20 protein-coding genes are annotated in these 16,176 nt (G+C 43.9%); 4 read left to right on the top strand and 16 right to left on the bottom strand.

Annotated features, from left to right (window positions below; genetic code table 11):
* On the top strand, positions 1 to 1,032 hold a 1,032-nt coding region (locus B7C60_RS06805), incomplete at its 5' end, for an MFS transporter (RefSeq protein ID WP_245868749.1).
* Positions 1,033 to 1,118: 86 nt separating this feature from the next.
* Here the strand turns inward: B7C60_RS06805 and B7C60_RS06800 are convergent.
* From B7C60_RS06800 to srlA (B7C60_RS06760), 9 genes are all read right to left on the bottom strand, one after another.
* The gene (locus B7C60_RS06800; RefSeq protein WP_099611004.1) at positions 1,119 to 1,478 is read right to left on the bottom strand and encodes a PTS glucitol/sorbitol transporter subunit IIA; all 360 of its coding nucleotides are present in this window, start codon (positions 1,476 to 1,478) and stop codon (positions 1,119 to 1,121) included.
* 7 nt (positions 1,479 to 1,485) lie between these two features.
* Positions 1,486 to 2,466: a PTS glucitol/sorbitol transporter subunit IIB gene (gene srlE, locus B7C60_RS06795; RefSeq protein WP_099611003.1), complete on the bottom strand. Its 981-nt coding sequence runs from the start codon at positions 2,464 to 2,466 to the stop codon at positions 1,486 to 1,488.
* Positions 2,463 to 3,023: a PTS glucitol/sorbitol transporter subunit IIC gene (srlA, locus tag B7C60_RS06790; RefSeq protein WP_099611002.1), complete on the bottom strand. Its 561-nt coding sequence runs from the start codon at positions 3,021 to 3,023 to the stop codon at positions 2,463 to 2,465. The genes srlE (B7C60_RS06795) and srlA (B7C60_RS06790) overlap by 4 nt, the downstream gene beginning before the upstream one ends.
* Positions 3,024 to 3,181: 158 nt before the next feature.
* Positions 3,182 to 3,958: a glucitol operon DNA-binding transcriptional repressor SrlR gene (gene srlR / locus B7C60_RS06785; RefSeq protein ID WP_099611001.1), complete on the bottom strand. Its 777-nt coding sequence runs from the start codon at positions 3,956 to 3,958 to the stop codon at positions 3,182 to 3,184.
* Positions 3,959 to 4,039: 81 nt separating this feature from the next.
* Positions 4,040 to 4,393 (bottom strand): transcriptional regulator GutM, encoded by a 354-nt coding sequence (locus B7C60_RS06780; protein WP_099611000.1) that lies wholly within the window; start codon positions 4,391 to 4,393, stop codon positions 4,040 to 4,042.
* An 88-nt stretch (positions 4,394 to 4,481) separates the two neighbouring features.
* Positions 4,482 to 5,261, bottom strand: a complete 780-nt coding sequence (gene srlD, locus B7C60_RS06775) for a sorbitol-6-phosphate dehydrogenase (RefSeq protein ID WP_099610999.1) — start codon at positions 5,259 to 5,261, stop codon at positions 4,482 to 4,484.
* 62 nt (positions 5,262 to 5,323) lie between these two features.
* Entirely contained in the window at positions 5,324 to 5,689 is a 366-nt protein-coding gene (locus B7C60_RS06770) for a PTS glucitol/sorbitol transporter subunit IIA (RefSeq protein ID WP_099610998.1), read from the bottom strand.
* A 12-nt stretch (positions 5,690 to 5,701) separates the two neighbouring features.
* Complete coding sequence (gene srlE / locus B7C60_RS06765) at positions 5,702 to 6,688, bottom strand: PTS glucitol/sorbitol transporter subunit IIB (protein ID WP_157928686.1); 987 nt, start codon at positions 6,686 to 6,688, stop codon at positions 5,702 to 5,704.
* A 12-nt stretch (positions 6,689 to 6,700) separates the two neighbouring features.
* On the bottom strand, positions 6,701 to 7,249 hold the full coding sequence (gene srlA, locus B7C60_RS06760) for a PTS glucitol/sorbitol transporter subunit IIC (RefSeq protein ID WP_099610996.1): 549 nt from the start codon (positions 7,247 to 7,249) through the stop codon (positions 6,701 to 6,703).
* Positions 7,250 to 7,514: 265 nt separating this feature from the next.
* Between srlA (B7C60_RS06760) and B7C60_RS06755 the strand changes: the two genes are divergently transcribed.
* A complete protein-coding gene (locus B7C60_RS06755) occupies positions 7,515 to 8,483 on the top strand; it encodes a KpsF/GutQ family sugar-phosphate isomerase (RefSeq protein ID WP_099610995.1) in 969 nt (322 codons plus the stop codon).
* Between the two features lie 43 nt (positions 8,484 to 8,526).
* Here the strand turns inward: B7C60_RS06755 and B7C60_RS06750 are convergent, their stop codons facing one another.
* The 6 genes from B7C60_RS06750 to rbsD form a co-directional block, all read right to left on the bottom strand.
* Positions 8,527 to 9,540: a substrate-binding domain-containing protein gene (locus B7C60_RS06750; protein ID WP_099610994.1), complete on the bottom strand. Its 1,014-nt coding sequence runs from the start codon at positions 9,538 to 9,540 to the stop codon at positions 8,527 to 8,529.
* A gap of 12 nt (positions 9,541 to 9,552) precedes the next feature.
* Complete coding sequence (gene rbsK, locus B7C60_RS06745) at positions 9,553 to 10,473, bottom strand: ribokinase (protein ID WP_099610993.1); 921 nt, start codon at positions 10,471 to 10,473, stop codon at positions 9,553 to 9,555.
* Positions 10,474 to 10,595: 122 nt separating this feature from the next.
* Complete coding sequence (gene rbsB, locus B7C60_RS06740) at positions 10,596 to 11,474, bottom strand: ribose ABC transporter substrate-binding protein RbsB (RefSeq protein WP_099610992.1); 879 nt, start codon at positions 11,472 to 11,474, stop codon at positions 10,596 to 10,598.
* Between the two features lie 62 nt (positions 11,475 to 11,536).
* On the bottom strand, positions 11,537 to 12,520 hold the full coding sequence (rbsC, locus tag B7C60_RS06735) for a ribose ABC transporter permease (RefSeq protein ID WP_099610991.1): 984 nt from the start codon (positions 12,518 to 12,520) through the stop codon (positions 11,537 to 11,539).
* The gene (gene rbsA, locus B7C60_RS06730; protein WP_099610990.1) at positions 12,517 to 14,025 is read right to left on the bottom strand and encodes a ribose ABC transporter ATP-binding protein RbsA; all 1,509 of its coding nucleotides are present in this window, start codon (positions 14,023 to 14,025) and stop codon (positions 12,517 to 12,519) included. Before rbsA ends, rbsC begins: the two co-directional genes overlap by 4 nt.
* A gap of 34 nt (positions 14,026 to 14,059) precedes the next feature.
* Complete coding sequence (gene rbsD, locus B7C60_RS06725; protein ID WP_099610989.1) at positions 14,060 to 14,479, bottom strand: D-ribose pyranase; 420 nt, start codon at positions 14,477 to 14,479, stop codon at positions 14,060 to 14,062.
* Between the two features lie 376 nt (positions 14,480 to 14,855).
* Between rbsD and B7C60_RS06720 the strand changes: the two genes are divergently transcribed.
* Positions 14,856 to 15,119, top strand: a complete 264-nt coding sequence (locus B7C60_RS06720) for a DUF3012 domain-containing protein (protein WP_099610988.1) — start codon at positions 14,856 to 14,858, stop codon at positions 15,117 to 15,119.
* A gap of 37 nt (positions 15,120 to 15,156) precedes the next feature.
* On the opposite strand, the gene B7C60_RS06715 is transcribed toward B7C60_RS06720, so the two are convergent.
* Positions 15,157 to 15,600, bottom strand: a complete 444-nt coding sequence (locus tag B7C60_RS06715; protein ID WP_099610987.1) for an Lrp/AsnC family transcriptional regulator — start codon at positions 15,598 to 15,600, stop codon at positions 15,157 to 15,159.
* Between the two features lie 109 nt (positions 15,601 to 15,709).
* On the opposite strand from B7C60_RS06715, the gene B7C60_RS06710 reads away from it, so the two are divergent.
* A partial coding sequence (locus B7C60_RS06710; RefSeq protein ID WP_245868747.1) for a LysE family translocator occupies positions 15,710 to 16,176 on the top strand: 467 nt, incomplete at its 3' end.

Genomic DNA, 16,176 nt, shown 5'->3' with positions numbered 1-16,176 from the left:
CCATGGGCGACGGGCAGCATCACTGCCATGTTCATTTTACTCTTTTTAAATGGTTGGTTCCAAGGAATGGGCTGGCCCGCCTGTGGACGAACCATGGTTCACTGGTGGTCTCGCAAAGAACGGGGAGAACTGGTTTCTGTTTGGAACGTTGCACACAACGTTGGTGGTGGATTAATTGGCCCTATTTTTATTTTTGGCTTGTGGCTATTTCATGATGACTGGCGCACAGCATTTTACGTACCTGCTTTTTTCGCCGTATTAGTCGCAATATTTATTTGGTTAACCATGCGTGATACTCCTCAGTCGTGCGGTTTACCATCAATTGAAGAGTATAAAAACGACTATCCTGAAAATTATGATCAATCTCATGAGAATGAGATGACGGCAAAAGAGATTTTCTTAAAATATGTGTTAAATAACAAACTGTTGTGGGCGATTGCCATTGCGAATGCGTTTGTTTATCTCATCCGTTATGGTGTTTTAGATTGGGCTCCTGTTTATTTACAAGAGGCCAAAGCGTTCACGGTCAATAAATCTTCATGGGCTTATTTTCTCTACGAATGGGCAGGCATCCCCGGCACACTTCTGTGTGGTTGGGTTTCCGATAAAGTGTTTAAAGGTCGCCGAGCACCTGCCGGCATTCTTTTTATGGCACTGGTTACTTTAGCCGTATTGGTTTACTGGTTTAACCCACCGGGTAACCCTATGGTTGATATGATTGCACTGATTGCTATTGGGTTCTTAATTTATGGCCCGGTCATGCTTATTGGTCTATATGCGTTAGAATTAGCGCCTAAAAAAGCCGCAGGAACCGCCGCAGGCCTAACCGGTTTATTTGGTTATTTAGGTGGCGCGGTTGCAGCTAATGCTATCTTAGGTTATACCGTAGACCACTTTGGTTGGGACGGAGGATTTTTTATCCTAACCGGCTCATGCATCGTTTCTATTCTCTGTTTGCTTTACGCTTTCATTGGTGAACGCGCCTACCACAAACAAAAAGAGGAAAACGAGATAAAAACAGCGACCCTTTAGGCTAGCTGTATACACAAAGGTCGCTTTATTCTGTCAGCGACCTTTGTTTTCTCTGTTGACTTATCGAGTGATCGACGATCACCTCATCAACCAAAAATAAGCGTCTCCCCAGGTCTAACTTGAGATAATTTCGGCCCTAACAGATGAATGGTACCCGGTAATTCAGGGGTAGGCTGACCATCAAATTTTAACGTAACATGACCTAAAGTTGCTAAATTATCATTCGCTACCTCGCCAACGGCGGTCACAATATAGGCTCGCTCTCCAATCATCAGGGTACTCTGCCGATCGATATTTGCCGCTAATAAGCTATGACGACGAATCAAAAAACAGTAGTCTTGCACTTCTTGCGGTGCTTCTATGCCAAATAGAATCATCATATCATTATCCAGCGCATCATAAGCATGCTCACCCACACCCGTGATACTCGCAATAAATTGATACATAACTACCTCACTGATAAATGAAATAGGAGAAGCCCCAAGCCAATAATACGGTAGGAGCCCCAGTCAAAAAGCGAGAATAGAGCACAGAAGGCACCCCTACTCGTACTGTTTCCGGTTTAGCTTCGGCAAGGCCAAGACCGACAGGTATAAAATCACAGGCCGCCTGAGCATTAATAGCAAAAAGGGCGGGTAATGCGAGATGAGCAGGGATAGTCCCCATTCCAATTTGCGTGCCGATTAACACCCCAATAACTTGAGCAATCACAGCTCCAGGCCCTAAAAATGGCGAAAGCAACGGAAAAGAGCAAATCAATGCTAAGGTAATTAACCCCAACGGATGACTGGCTAATGGTGCTAAACCATGCGCAATCAAGTCACCTAAGCCAGAGGCGAGAATGACCCCAATAAGCATGGACACAAAAGCCATAAAAGGGAGTAATGTTTTTAAGACGGTGTCTATCGTTTCTCGTCCGGCCTGATTAAAGGTCGCCATGACCGACCCCATGCCCATACCGATTTTAGCGATTAAACCATCACTCTGCTCTGATAACTTACGGTCAGTATCGAAGTTATGATGAGTAGAAACGTTCTGCTCATTTTGCTTTTCAACGAACCATGATGCAGCCTGGTCCACTAATCTAAAGCACCCGGACGTGACAGAAGATACATAAATTTGTTCGTTAATATATTGGGCCAATGGGCCACTCTTACCCGTCGCATGAATATTTAAGGTTGGAATATTTTTTTTAGGGTATAAACCACAACGTAGCGTGCCACCACAGTCAATCACCACACAGGCAATATCACGCTCTTCAACATAATGTTGAAACCCGTCGATGGCTTCCATGCCTGTTAAAGTGACGATTTCCTCAATGAATGCCGGTTTGACACCTGCGGTGATGTAAACAATTTTTTTATGTGTTTCAACCGGAATATAGAGTGGGCCACCCCATCCTCCTTTTCCAGAGGTTACCTCAAGTATTGTCATTCTGGCTTCTCACTGATATTCACCTGATCACTTAATTCCACCCCTTGCTGCTTAGCCACCCAAGCAGTGGTAAAATCGGTCACCCAACCTCGGAAAAAATTGGTCACTACGCCAACGAGTAGATAAGCAATGGCTAATGGGCCCAACGACAATCCCTGTTGGGTCACACCGGCAGCGACGCCAAGAAAAATAAATAGCTCACCCGGGTTAACATGAGGAAACATGCCATTCATTGTATGGCAACTGTAGGAAGCGGAAGCATAAAAGGAGGGTTTATATTTTTCTGGAAGAAAACGTCCTAAACTTAATACCATCGGATTACAAAACACAAAAGTGCCAATCGTCGGCAACAGCAAATATCTAGAAAGAGGATTTGAAGCACTTCTTTGCGCCAGTCGTTCAATTTTGTCTTGCCCCAAAAAGCGAGTGAACGCGTTCATTGCAACAAGCAAGCAAACCAGTAAGGGAAGTATATTGGTCACCATATCGGTGAACACTTCTCCTCCTCTTTTAAATAAACCAATAAACCAATCTGCACCGATAAGAATCCAATCCATTTACCACACCCATCAAATGACCGAATACAGAGTGTTTCTCTTATTGATCATTTAAAAAAGAGGTAAAAGAGAAAATCGTGAATTTCATCACCACAAATTTTCATTTCAAAAAACGAACAGTGAAAAATCACTAAAATCGACTATCGTTTCATAGGCCACTACTCACCGACACAAATCACTTTAATTCCTTGTTTTTCAAGTGAGTGGACATCTTCTATCGAAATTCTATGATCGGTAATGAGTATGTCTATTTTTTCTAAAGGCACCACAACATTCGGGCTGCGACGGCCAAATTTACTAGAATCAGTCACGACAATGATCTGGCTAGCAGCCTGGCACATGGCTTGGCTAACCTGATAAGCTTCATTATATGTAGTCGTTCCTTGTGTTAAATCAAAACCATCAGCACCAATAAAAAGCTTATCAAAGGAAAAATGTTGAAACGCGCGTTCGGCCACTTGACCATGAAAGGAAGCGGATTTACGTCGATAAGTGCCCCCGGGCATAAGTACAGTATGTTCGGTATCTAAATCTGCCATCGCATTAACAATATGCATACTGTTCGTCATCAGGGTCAACGACGTTAACCGCTCAAAGTGTGGCACCATTTGTAAGGTTGTACTGCCACAGTCTAAAATGATTGACTCGCCTTCATGAACCAGGCTAGCCGCCATTTGAGCAATTTGGCATTTCATTTCCAAATTCACTGTCTGCTTCTCATCCATGGAACGATCTTCACCATGAATAAAGGGCGTTTGACAAGCTTCAGCAGCCCCATAACGACGAATGACCAAAGCTTCTTCTTCTAATGATCGTAAATCACTACGAATGGTTGCTCCTGATGTTTTGAAAATTTTCGCCAACTCATTGACCGATGTCTTGCCATGACGACGCAAAAACTGCAGTAACTGTTCTCTTCTATTATCTAGATTCATATCATTCACTTAACGGTTATACTGTGATTAGTTTAACATTAAATTTTCACATTGAAAGAGATAAGCCCACAGTGTTGCCGATTAGTTTGAAAATGCGACGTTTATCGCTTCTTGTAACGGTTTATCTAAGTGCATCACTTGCTCACGGTTAATCGGTGAGCTTAAACCTATTAAATCAGGCAGCGATTTGGGTCTGGCAAAAATTGTGACTCCCCGCATCACTTTGGCGTCAATAATGCGGTGACTTTCATCTTCAACGAAGACCACAATGGTTCTAGGTTTCCAGCGACTGCGAGTTTTACCTATTTTCACTTGTCCTCGCTTTGCAAGAGATTGCAGCATCCTATTGAATGCTCTAATTTGCAAAAAACCCAGCGCAATCTGGCCACCCCAAGCACATAAAGCTAATACGATTAACCATGTTGTCTCATCCATATTCGTTGCCCTCATTTAAAAAAAGGGGCAAGCAAAGCCTGCCCAATGACTTCAGAAGCATATTGACGCTAAAATCCTGGGGGAAGGATTAAAACATCACTTGTCCACCGGTAATATTGATGGATTGTCCAGTGCAATAAGCCGCACTATCGCTGGCATAAAAGGTCAAGACATTCAGTACATCTTGATAATCACAACCCGCTTTTAATGGCACTTTATCAATATAAATTTGTTCCACTTCAGACTCTGCCACTCCCAATTTCTTGGCATACTGAGGAATCAAAGACTGAAACATCGGGCTTTTTAATAAATTCCCCAGCATCAAAGAATGTACGGTAATTTGATGTTCAGCAAGATCTAACGCCAATGATTGCGTTAGCCCTACCCCACCAAATTTCGCCGCAGAATAACCACTGTTATGTTTTGAACCCACTTTACCAGACTTCGAATTGATTTGAATAATCCGACCGCCTCGCCCTTCTCTAATCATCACTTTAGCGACTTCTCGAGCACATAAGAAATAGCCGGTCAGGTTCACATTAATCGAAAGCTGCCATGCATCGAGGGGAAATTGATCAATCTTAGCCGCGGTTGCGGTTCCCGCGTTATAGACCAGAAGATCAACTCGTCCAAACGCCTCATCAACTTGATGAACCATATGGCAAACACTCGCTTCTTGAGTGGCGTCTACGGCAATGCCCATCGCTTTATTGTCACCATATTGCTGACAAATCTGCTCAGCAACCGAGCATGCATTCGACTCATTCAGATCAGCGACGGCAACGGTATAGCCTTCAGCGGCTAACCCTCGAGATAGAAACTCACCCAAAGTTTGGCCACCACCTACCACCAATGCTACTTTATCCATGATTCACTCCAACTTTTATTTGACATCTTACTTACGATATAAAAACTTTAACTAACAAAACGTTACGACTTAAAAAAGGTGATCTGTTCTCCGCAAATGATTTGTGTTGGTTTCTGCCCATCTACATGAAGACAACCGGGATACTCAGCTTGCGCTAGCGCATCAAAACGAATCGTGATGTGCCCTAGTTCAGCTAAGTTTTGGTTCACCACCTCACCAACCGAGGTAATGGGATAACGTTGCTGACCAATCATTAAGGTGTAGCCAGCTTCAATCGGCGCTTTCAACGTATCGTGACTATGAATAAAACAGTAATCGGCAGCATCTTGTGGTGCGATTTGGCTAAAGATAATCATCATGTCATCTTCTAAAGCTTCATAAGCAAAAGCACCAATTCGTTCAATTTGTACTTGATAAAGGGCAGACATCACTTCGTCTCCTTATTGATAAATAAACATTGAAACAAACCAAGCGAGCATGACGGTGGGAGCCCCTGTCAGAAAACGGGAATACAAAACAGAAGGCACACCAATTTCAACCGTTTTCGGTTTCGCTTCAGCCAAACCTAAGCCCACAGGAATAAAGTCACAGGCCGCTTGCGCATTGATTGCGAATAACGCAGGTAACGCTAATTGCGGTGGAATATTACCTAACCCGATTTGGGTACCCACTAATACACCGATGACTTGGGCAATCACCGCACCCGGGCCCAAAAAGGGAGACAGTAAAGGAAAGGAACAAATCAGCGCTAAGGTGATCAATCCGAGTGGGTTCTGAGCCAAGGGAGTCAACGCATGAGCGATAAGATCGCCAAGCCCTGACGCCATAATCACTCCAATGAGCATCGAAACAAAGGCCATAAAAGGCAAAATGGTTTTTAAAACGGTATCAATCGTTTCTCGACCCGCTTGGAAAAAGACCGCCATAACTGACCCCATCCCAATACCAATTTTGGCCAGTAATCCATCACTTTGTTGCGTCAGCTTTTTACTGGTATCAAATTTATTCTGAGTTGCTTCTGGTTGACTAAGGTCGTGAGTGACCGTCGAAGCACTTACATCATCGCCTTGATATAAAAAGATATTTTTATCTCTAACACCAGAGACGTAAATATCTTCAGTAATGAATTGTGCCAAAGGGCCACTTTGACCAGTGGAATGAATGTTGATGGTAGGAATACGTTTTTTAGGATATAACCCACAACGTAAGGTTCCACCGCAATCGATCACGGCCACACCAATTTCATCATCACTAATGGTGGTTTTAAAACCATCGACCGCTTCCCATCCAGTTAGCTCGACTAGCTTATCGACAATGCTGGGACGTGTGCCACCGGTGATATAAATAATTTTTTTATTGGGTTCAATCGGTAAGCGTAAAGGGCCACCCCAACCACCATTACCTTTTTCAATTTGAATGTAATTCATTATCTTATTCCTCTATTTGAAATGAACTTCACTTTCAAGTTGAACACCTTGTTGCCGTTCAACCATCATGGTGGTGAAATCAGTAACCCATCCGCGGAAAAAATTCGTGATCATCCCAACCAGTAAATAGCTCACCGCCAAAGGACCAAGCGGTAAACCCAATGTCGTTAACCCACTCGCAATACCTAAATAAACAAACAATTCGCCTGGATTAATATGTGGGAAGAGCCCATTCATCGAGTGGCAACTGTATGATGCCGCTGCATAATAGGAAGGTTTGTAACGTTCAGGTAAAAATCGCCCAAGACTTAGTGTCATCGGATTACAAAAAATAAATGTACCGATAACAGGTAACACGAAATAACGAGATATCGGGTTTCCTGCACTGCGCTGCGCCAAACGTTCAACACGCTCTTGCCCTATAAATTGAATTAATGCGTTCATTGCCACGAGCAACGCAATCAGCAATGGCAGTATTCCTGTTACCATGCTAACGAAGACATCGCCCCCTTTTTGGAACAGCCCAATAAACCATTCCGCACCGTGAATTATCCATTCCATCTTTAGACCCTCATTTAATTGTGACCGTGTGTCTTACCACACCAATATACTTTCACTTTAACTTTCAGATTAAAAGCTCATATTTTCACTTAATTGAAAGCGATCACAAAAATAGGCTTTCAAAGTAAAAATAAAGTAAGAAAAATCTTTCATGGGATGATTAACTTTGAAATAATCAATAAAAATAAATAGCCATGCTTTTCTCGACTTTTACTTGAAAGAAAAGGTTGAAAAATGAAAACAGAAAAAACCGGTAGGTGAGAAGATGACGATAATCGAATGTATGATTGAATGTGGTAAGCACGTTATTCAACAGGAGTTAGAGCAAGGAGCTCGGCTTAAAAATCGGCTGGATATCGCATTTGCTAACAGTTGTATGGCGATACAGCAATGCAAAGGCAAAATTATTCTGTTTGGTATCGGTAAATCCGGTCATATTGGGAAAAAAATTGCAGCGACTTTCGCCTCAACGGGATCGCCGGCATTTTTTATTCACCCAGCAGAAGCTTTACATGGGGATCTAGGGATGATCACTGAGCACGATTTAGCGATTTTGATCTCTTACTCGGGCGAAGCGAGTGAATTTAAAACGATTGTGCCGTTATTATTGAGCAAACGTATTCCCATCATTGCGATTACAGGGCAACGCAACAGTTACCTAGCCAAACATAGCCACTACCTTTTAAATATTAATGTCGAAAAAGAAGCCTGTCCGCTTGGGCTAGCTCCAACCTCGAGCACCACCAATACCCTGTTAATAGGAGATGCACTTGCGTTAACCGTCATGTCTGAAAAGAAGTTTACCGCTGAAGAGTTTGCTTTTTCTCACCCGGCAGGTGCTCTGGGCGCTCGACTATTAACCCAAGTCCATCAACTGATGACAGATGTACATACCGCGGCCTATTGTTCGCCAAAAACAAGCTTAACTGAGGTTATTGAGATCATGTGTAATACTGGATTAGGATTAATTGCCATTGTCGAAGGAAAGCAATTACAAGGTGTTTTTACTGACGGTGATCTTCGTAGGGCGTTGAATAATAACATTGACATGACGATAACGATTGCTCAATTAATGACCCATCAACCGATTGTTATCCGTCACTCCGCGCTATGCCACCATGCCCTTACTATCATGCGTAAGAATGGAATTACCGCACTGCCTATTATCAACGAAAAACAGCATTATCTAGGGGTGATCAATCAGCAATCAATTCAAAGAGCGGGTATCATCTAAGCTCACATGATTAACTGAAAATGTTTAGCTAGGGGTTAGATCGCTACCGCGACCGATTGATCCGCTTCACACTGTCACGAACCACTAGGGTCGGTTCTAATTGCACCACCTGAGGCTCGCGGCTGAGATTTTCCAGTTTACTCAGTAGGGTCTCTACCGCTGCTTGACCTAAACGATACTTGGGCTGATGAATGGTGGTTAAGGCGGGAAGCATAAACTGAGCAATATGGATATCATCGTAACCCATTACTGATAACTGTGCTGGAATAGCAACCCCGGCTCTATTTGCTGCATGAATCACCCCCATGGCCATCATGTCATTACAGACAAAAAGAGCACTCGGAAGAGGCCCCCTTTTTTGCATTCGGGTCAGTGCCTCTAAGCCGCCTTCACATTCAAAATTAGACTCAACAATCCAATGGGGGTTAATCTCTAACCCAGCGTCGAGTAGTGCACGTTTATAGCCTTCATAACGCATTTGTGCTTGATGGCGGATCAGCGGGCCAGTAATACAACCGATTGACTGATGTCCACATTCAATCAAATACTGAGTTGCCATGTATCCGCCACGCAATGAGTTGTCTTGAATTTTATCACTAGCAAACAACATTGGTCCCCAATCCATCACCACGACTGGGATATCGGGATAGCGATCAAAGACCTCAATACGTTCCCCTTCTAAGGTTGAACACATTAAAATCAAACCATCGACCCGCTTTTGTAACAAAGCATTGATGGATGATTTCATACGTTGATTATCACCTTCCGTATTGCAAAGAATAAGATTATATCCTTGTTGATAACAACTGCGTTCGACCCCTTTTACCACTTCACCAAAAAAGGGGTTGGTGGATGTCGTGACCAGCATACCAATGGTATGGGTACGGTTCATTTTTAGACTTCGAGCTAAAGCAGAAGGGGCATAATTCAGCTCTTGGGCGACTTTGTTCACCCGTTCGGCAATCTCATCACTGACATAACGCGTTTTATTGATCACATGACTCACGGTTGATGTGGAAACACCGGCAATGCGTGCGATGTCTTTCATGGTCGCCATGTGATCTTCTCCTTATTGGTGCTGAGCTAAAAATTGGTTCACTTCATGTCGAGTTGGAATTGAGGTTTGTGCGCCAAATCGGGTTACCGAAATAGCAGCCGCAGCATGAGCAAATTTAATGGCTGATTCTAAAGGCATTTCTTCTAATAAACCAGTAACAAACGCACCATTAAAGGTATCCCCCGCCGCCGTGGTATCGACCGCTGAAACACGAAAACCAGCAATGCATTTTCCACGGCCATTTTCACTCAACCAAACTCCTTTAGCACCTAAAGTGATCATGACAATTTCAATGCCTTTTTGGTGCAGCACATTCGCAGCTTGTTGAGCCGTCACTTCGTCTAGCACAGTGATGCCAGTTAATACCTCCGCTTCTGTTTCATTCGGGGTTATCACATCAATACATCGCAACAATTCGTCCGGCAGCGTTTGAGCTGGCGCTGGATTAAGCACCACATTAGTTTTGGCCTGTTTCGCTTCCTGCGCCGCTTTGACAATCCCATCTATGGGTGTTTCTAACTGCATCAACAAGTACTTGGCAGCACGAATACGTGCTAAATCGGCTTCTATCGCTTGAGCGCTTAACTTTGCATTGGCTTCTGCTGACAAGCAAATACTGTTTTCACCACGATCAGAGACTTGGATCATCGCTATCCCGGTTGGGCAATTGGGCTGCATTTTTATGCCTGAGATATCGATTCCATCCAACTTAAAACTTTCTCGAATATTAATGCCAAAAGCATCATCCCCAACACAAGCGATAAAACCAATATCGGCCCCAAGCCGAGCGGCGGCAACCGCTTGATTTGCACCTTTACCACCGGGAATCACTTGGTAATTACGGCCATGGAGCGTCTCGCCAGGACGAGGAAAAGAAGGCACTTGAAGAACATGGTCAGCATTGACACTGCCTAATACTACCAATTTGTTCATAAGGATTATCCTCAGTTTGATTAGAAATAGAGAGCTTTAACGCCTAACTAAGCGCTTTCACAAGCGCTATAGCACTCTATTTGGATAAGGAACCCCCACCTTATACGATAGGGGTTAAGTTTTTATTGACCAATAATTTTCAGAGGAACGGGAATGTAAGCATCAACATTTTCCCCTTTCAGTACGCGATCAGCGGTTTCCACACCTAGCGCACCAATAAGATCCGGTTGCTGTGCTACCGTTGCTGCCAATTGGCCACGATGAACTGCCGCAATCCCATCATCGGTACCATCAAAACCAACAATTAACACATTTTTGCCGGAAGCTTGTACCGCTCGCAACGCTCCTAATGCCATTTCATCGTTTTGTGCAAACACCGCTTGAACGTCTGGATTCGCCGCAAGCAGGTTTTCCATTACGTTTAGCCCTTTGGTTCGGTCAAAATCAGCGGGTTGACTGGCTAACAGCTGCATACCACTGCCTTTGACCGCATTCATAAATCCTTCCCCACGTTCACGCGCAGCGGATGTTCCGGCAATGCCCTCCAATTGAATAACTTTGGCTTTTTCACCGACTTTTTCGACAATAAAATGCCCCGCCATTTCACCCCCAACAACGTTATCGGACGCAATATGGCTCACGACCTCACCGCGGCTTGCACCTCGGTCTAATGTGAGCACTGGCACTTTAGCACGGTTCGCCATGCGAATTGCATTGGATACGGCATCGGAATCGGTCGGGTTAATCAAAATGGCTTTTACACCGCGTACGGTTAAATCTTCCACATTAGAAAGTTCTTTACTGGGATCATTTTGTGAATCCAGAACAATCAAGTTGTAACCCAACTCTTTCGCTTTCGCTTCTGCCCCATCTTTCATGGTGACAAAAAATGGGTTATTAAGTGTTGAAACCACAATCGCAATGTTGTCGCTTGCATAAGCGGATACCGAAACAGAAGCAGACAGCAGCGCAGCAGAAATTAAAGTTGCCAGTTTTTTCATGTTTATCGTCCTTTTTTGTAGGGGGCCACACAGTAACCATTTCCGTGTGGCGGGTTCACGATTTACTTGTTTTTATTGTCCACCAGTACCGCAAGCAAAATAACCACTGCTTTTGCTATCATCTGGTAGTAAGAGGTCACATCGAGTAAGTTCAATGCGTTATTGAGGAAACCGATGATTAGTGCCCCAATCAAGGTTCCCATGATTCGTCCTTTGCCGCCCATTAAGCTGGTTCCGCCAAGTACGACCGCGGCAATGGCATCCAACTCATAGCCCATACCTGCGGTTGGCTGTGCGGAAGAGAGGCGAGACGTGACAATGATGCCCGCCAAAGCCGACAATAAACCACAAATGGCATAGACGCCGATTTTAACGCGATCAACATTAATGCCGGATAAACGCGCCGCTGACTCGTTACCCCCCATAGCATAAACATAGCGACCAAAACGGGTGTGATTAAGTAGATACCATGCCGCAGCAAAAACAATCACCATCATCCAGACCGGAACGGGAATCCCAAGTGCATAGCCAGTCCCAAACCAAGCAAAAGCATCGGCGGTATCGGTAAAGCCAGTGGAAATCGGGCGGCCATCGGTGTAAACCATAGTGACGCCACGTAGCAAGGTCATGGTCACTAAGGTAGCAATAAAGGCTTGTACTTTGCCTTTAGCGATAATAATGCCACTGATGCCCCCCAACACGGCTCCCGCTAATAAAGCGGTGGGCACCGCAACCAATACGGGCACTTCAAGCGCAATTAGGCTGGCAGCAAACGCGCCACACAACGCTAAAACAGAACCCACGCTTAAATCAATTCCTGCCGTTAAAATGACTAAAGTCATCCCAACCGCAATAATGGCATTGACCGAGGTTTGGCGCAGAATATTTAAAATGTTATCAACCGTAAAAAAGTTTGGGTTTAAAAATGACACCACAACCACTAGAAATAGCAATGCGATCAACGATTTTTGTTCAATCAACCACGCTTTGCTAAACAATTTTTGTCCGCCGTCTGGGGTTGGATTACTCATGGTTTTACTACTCATGCTGCTTCCTCATTCACGGTTTTGCCAACGGCACAGGCTAATAAATTTTCTTGGTTCGCTTGTTTTGCATCGAATTCACCACTAATGCGGCCTTCATGCATCACTAAAATACGGTCACTCATTCCCAACACTTCCGGCATTTCTGAGGACACCAAAATAATGCTCATCCCTTGTGCTTTAAATTTGTTGATCAACTGATAGATCTCTTTTTTCGCCCCCACATCCACACCTCGGGTCGGCTCGTCTAAAATCAACACTTTCGGTTTTGTCATCAGCCCTTTTGCAATGGCGACTTTCTGTTGGTTTCCACCAGAGAGGTTGCCGATAATTTGATGACGAGAAGGCGTTTTGATGTTAAAGAGCTGAATAAAATCCTCGACTGCGATTGCTTCTTCACTATGTTGGATCTGAATACCTTTGGTTAATTTATCTAAAGCACACAGCGACATGTTTTCTTTCACTGATAAGCCCAGTACTAACCCATCGCCTTTGCGATCTTCAGAGATATATGCGATCCCATTGGCTAGTCCATCTTGCGGACTGACAGGATTAATGGTGCGTCCATCAAGATTAATCACCCCATGCTCGGAAGGCAGAGCGCCGTAGATCACTTTCATCAGCTCACTGCGCCCTGCGCCCATCAAGCCTGAAATGCCTAAAATTTCGCCCCGTTTAAGGGTAAAGCTCACATCATGAACCCCCGATCCGGTCAAGCCAATCACCTCTAAACACACGCTATTTTCTGGTTGAACATCAATACGGGGGTATTGCTCTTCCAATTTACGCCCAACCATCATTTCAATAAGGCCATCTTCATTGGTGTCATCCACTCGACATTGACCAATAAATTTGCCATCACGCAGAACGGTAATGTCATCACAGATCTGGAAAATCTCTTTTAATCGATGCGAGATATAAACAATGCCACAACCTTGATCACGCAATTCATTAATTACTTTAAACAGTGAATCGGTTTCGGTATCGGTTAATGCATCCGTCGGCTCATCCATAATGATGACTTTGGACTCAAACGACAGCGCTTTGGCGATTTCCACCATCTGTTGTTCACCTAAGCTCAGTTCCCCCAATAAGGTCTTCGCACTGTGCTTCACATTTAAACGCGCCAGCAGTTGATCCGCTTCGGCGTACATTTCTTTCCATAAAATATGGCCAAAGACTCCAGTTTTTTCTCGGCCTAGGAAAATATTTTCAGCAATGGTCAATTGAGGAATTAGGTTCAATTCTTGGTGAATAATGCTGATCCCGGCTTGCTGTGAATCTCGTGGCCCTTTAAAACTGACAGGTTGACCTTGATACTCGATGCTGCCTGCATCTTTACTATAAATTCCCGTTAACACTTTCATTAAGGTCGATTTCCCTGCGCCATTCTCTCCCATCAGTGCCATTACCCGTCCCGGATAGACATTCAGACAAGCTTGATCAAGCGCCTTCACACCAGGGAAGGCTTTATCAATGTCACGGAGAGCCAAAATCGGTTGAGTCATCACTCCTCCTTAGATCTGGATTACTATCTGGGCGTTAAAACACAACACCGGCTTGGAAAATAATATTGGCATACGGCGTACATTCCCCCGTTCTAATCACCGCTCGGCTATCACGAGTGCGAATTTTAAACGCTTCATGAGGAAGATAGGTCATGGTGATGGTATGGCCACAGCGTGTCTCTTCTTCTTTGAGTTCACTCATCAGTGCCGCATATAAATCTGGGCTCACTTGGGCAAACTCCTGCGCCAGCACCACGGCTTGCACTTGCATTTCGCTCAATATCACCTTAACGGTCTCTATAAAGCTTGGAATGCCATGTGTCAGCGCTAAATCAATCCGTTGCACCGATCCATCAATCGGTAAACCAGCATCACAAATCGTGACTTCATCCGTATGGCCTAATGTCGCCACAAGGTAAGAGAGTTCAGCATTCAGTAGGGTACTTTTTTTCATTGTTCTGCCTTATATTTATTCACGCTTGCAGTTTTATCATTCAGTTTGCTGCCAAACCAGAGGACAAATTGTAGAAAAAATACACATCGAAACGTTTCGATGTGATATTAACGTGAGAATTATGCATTGCACTAAGATTGAAAGCAGAGTGTGAGTTGGATCAGTAAATGCCGATATAAAATTCAGCAAATAGTGAGAATGATCACTGAGAGTTTTATCAGTAGTCACGAGGATTTTTTGCTATTTCACCAAAACAGAGTTTCGGTTAATTCAAGGTAAACTAAGCAACCGCCCCTAAAATAATCAGCACATCAGTAGCACTCAACGGTTCACTTCGGCTATGATTTCAACTTCTACTCGTAGCGGATCCTGAGCAATGAAAAAACAAGTATTGATTTTACTGAGTACATTGGCATTAAGTGCCTGTGAAAATGAAGTGGGCACCGCTTCTTGGTGCCAAGACATGCGTGATAAACCGAAAAGCGAATGGAGCGCTCAAGGTGCGCTGGATTTTACCAAACACTGTCTATTACAGTCAGAAATCGGCAGCCAAGCTTGGTGTGAAGATATGCAACTCAAGCCCAAAGGAGACTGGACGGCAAATGAAGCCACCTCTTACGCGAAGCACTGTATCTTTTAGTCTAAAAGGCACCAAAGCAATATACAACCAGCGCTCTTTATTGCCGCTCATCTTTCGGGGAATCCATCACCACCATGGTACTGATGGATTTTACCGTAAGACATTCCCCTAATACATCGGCATGAAAGCGTTTATAAGCACTCAGATCTTTAGTCTCAACGCGTAATAAATATTCATTCATCCCCGTGATGTTATGGCATTCAACAACTTCTTTCGCAAACTGAACATGCTCTTCAAAACTGAGTTGAGCTTTCTTGGTATGGCTATTTAATCCAATTGCCACATAAGCAATAAAACCGATATTTAGCTGTGTTTTATCTAATACCGCTCGATAACCTTTGATTACCCGCTTACGTTCAAGCTCTTGCACACGTCGGAGCGTCGCGGACGGTGATAACCCGACCCGTTCGGCCAGCTCAACATTGGCAATTCGCCCGTTTGCCTGTAGCTCATGCAATATTCTTTCGTCAAATCTGTCCATAGTTAATTTTTATTGTTTGATTCATTCATTTATAACAAATATAAACACAATATTGTCCATCAATGCTATTACTATTTTTCCTATTCTATGACCGAAAAAAGAAGAGAGTATGGACTACACACAGTGGGGACCGTTGATCGCCTTTGCTTTTGTTTCGACCTTTTCCCCAGGGCCAAACAATATTATGTTGATGACCTCAGGGGCAAATGTCGGCTTTATCCGCACGATCCCGCATATGCTTGGTGTCACTTTAGGCTTTAGCATTATGGTATTACTGGTGGGTATTGGCCTAACGGATTTATTTCAACGCTACCCATGGATGCAGCATGGATTACACATTGCCTGTAGTGGTTATTTAATCTATTTAGCGTTTAAAATTGCCTTTAGCTCCCCCACACAAGCCAAACAAGACTATCAACCGATGAGCTTTTCAAGTGCGGTACTTTTTCAGTGGGTTAACCCAAAAGGTTGGTCGATGGCTCTTACCGCGGTTAGTGTCTTTAATCCAAGTGCCAGTTGGTTACAGCTTATGGTGATTGCGCTGGTGTTTATCGTGGTCAATATCCCATCAGTCAG

The organism is Vibrio fujianensis, assembly GCF_002749895.1.
In the GTDB taxonomy this organism is placed as follows: domain Bacteria; phylum Pseudomonadota; class Gammaproteobacteria; order Enterobacterales; family Vibrionaceae; genus Vibrio; species Vibrio fujianensis.
The sequence above is the reverse complement of the archived record's forward strand: the minus strand, read 5'-3'. Positions and strand labels throughout refer to the sequence as shown.

Excerpts from the sequence above, each read along its gene's own strand:
- rbsB (WP_099610992.1), bottom strand. The coding sequence starts at position 11,474 with ATGAAAAAACTGGCAACTTTAATTTCTGCTGCGCTGCTGTCTGCTTCT.
- srlE (WP_157928686.1), bottom strand. The coding sequence starts at position 6,688 with ATGAATTACATTCAAATTGAAAAAGGTAATGGTGGTTGGGGTGGCCCT.
- srlA (WP_099610996.1), bottom strand. The coding sequence starts at position 7,249 with ATGGAATGGATAATTCACGGTGCGGAATGGTTTATTGGGCTGTTCCAA.
- rbsD (WP_099610989.1), bottom strand. The coding sequence starts at position 14,479 with ATGAAAAAAAGTACCCTACTGAATGCTGAACTCTCTTACCTTGTGGCG.
- B7C60_RS06715 (WP_099610987.1), bottom strand. The coding sequence starts at position 15,600 with ATGGACAGATTTGACGAAAGAATATTGCATGAGCTACAGGCAAACGGG.
- B7C60_RS06755 (WP_099610995.1), top strand. The coding sequence starts at position 7,515 with ATGACGATAATCGAATGTATGATTGAATGTGGTAAGCACGTTATTCAA.
- rbsK (WP_099610993.1), bottom strand. The coding sequence starts at position 10,473 with ATGAACAAATTGGTAGTATTAGGCAGTGTCAATGCTGACCATGTTCTT.
- rbsA (WP_099610990.1), bottom strand. The coding sequence starts at position 14,025 with ATGACTCAACCGATTTTGGCTCTCCGTGACATTGATAAAGCCTTCCCT.
- B7C60_RS06780 (WP_099611000.1), bottom strand. The coding sequence starts at position 4,393 with ATGGATGAGACAACATGGTTAATCGTATTAGCTTTATGTGCTTGGGGT.
- srlE (WP_099611003.1), bottom strand. The coding sequence starts at position 2,466 with ATGACAATACTTGAGGTAACCTCTGGAAAAGGAGGATGGGGTGGCCCA.
- B7C60_RS06800 (WP_099611004.1), bottom strand. The coding sequence starts at position 1,478 with ATGTATCAATTTATTGCGAGTATCACGGGTGTGGGTGAGCATGCTTAT.
- B7C60_RS06750 (WP_099610994.1), bottom strand. The coding sequence starts at position 9,540 with ATGGCGACCATGAAAGACATCGCACGCATTGCCGGTGTTTCCACATCA.
- B7C60_RS06720 (WP_099610988.1), top strand. The coding sequence starts at position 14,856 with ATGAAAAAACAAGTATTGATTTTACTGAGTACATTGGCATTAAGTGCC.
- B7C60_RS06770 (WP_099610998.1), bottom strand. The coding sequence starts at position 5,689 with ATGTCTGCCCTTTATCAAGTACAAATTGAACGAATTGGTGCTTTTGCT.
- srlA (WP_099611002.1), bottom strand. The coding sequence starts at position 3,023 with ATGGATTGGATTCTTATCGGTGCAGATTGGTTTATTGGTTTATTTAAA.
- srlR (WP_099611001.1), bottom strand. The coding sequence starts at position 3,958 with ATGAATCTAGATAATAGAAGAGAACAGTTACTGCAGTTTTTGCGTCGT.
- rbsC (WP_099610991.1), bottom strand. The coding sequence starts at position 12,520 with ATGAGTAGTAAAACCATGAGTAATCCAACCCCAGACGGCGGACAAAAA.
- srlD (WP_099610999.1), bottom strand. The coding sequence starts at position 5,261 with ATGGATAAAGTAGCATTGGTGGTAGGTGGTGGCCAAACTTTGGGTGAG.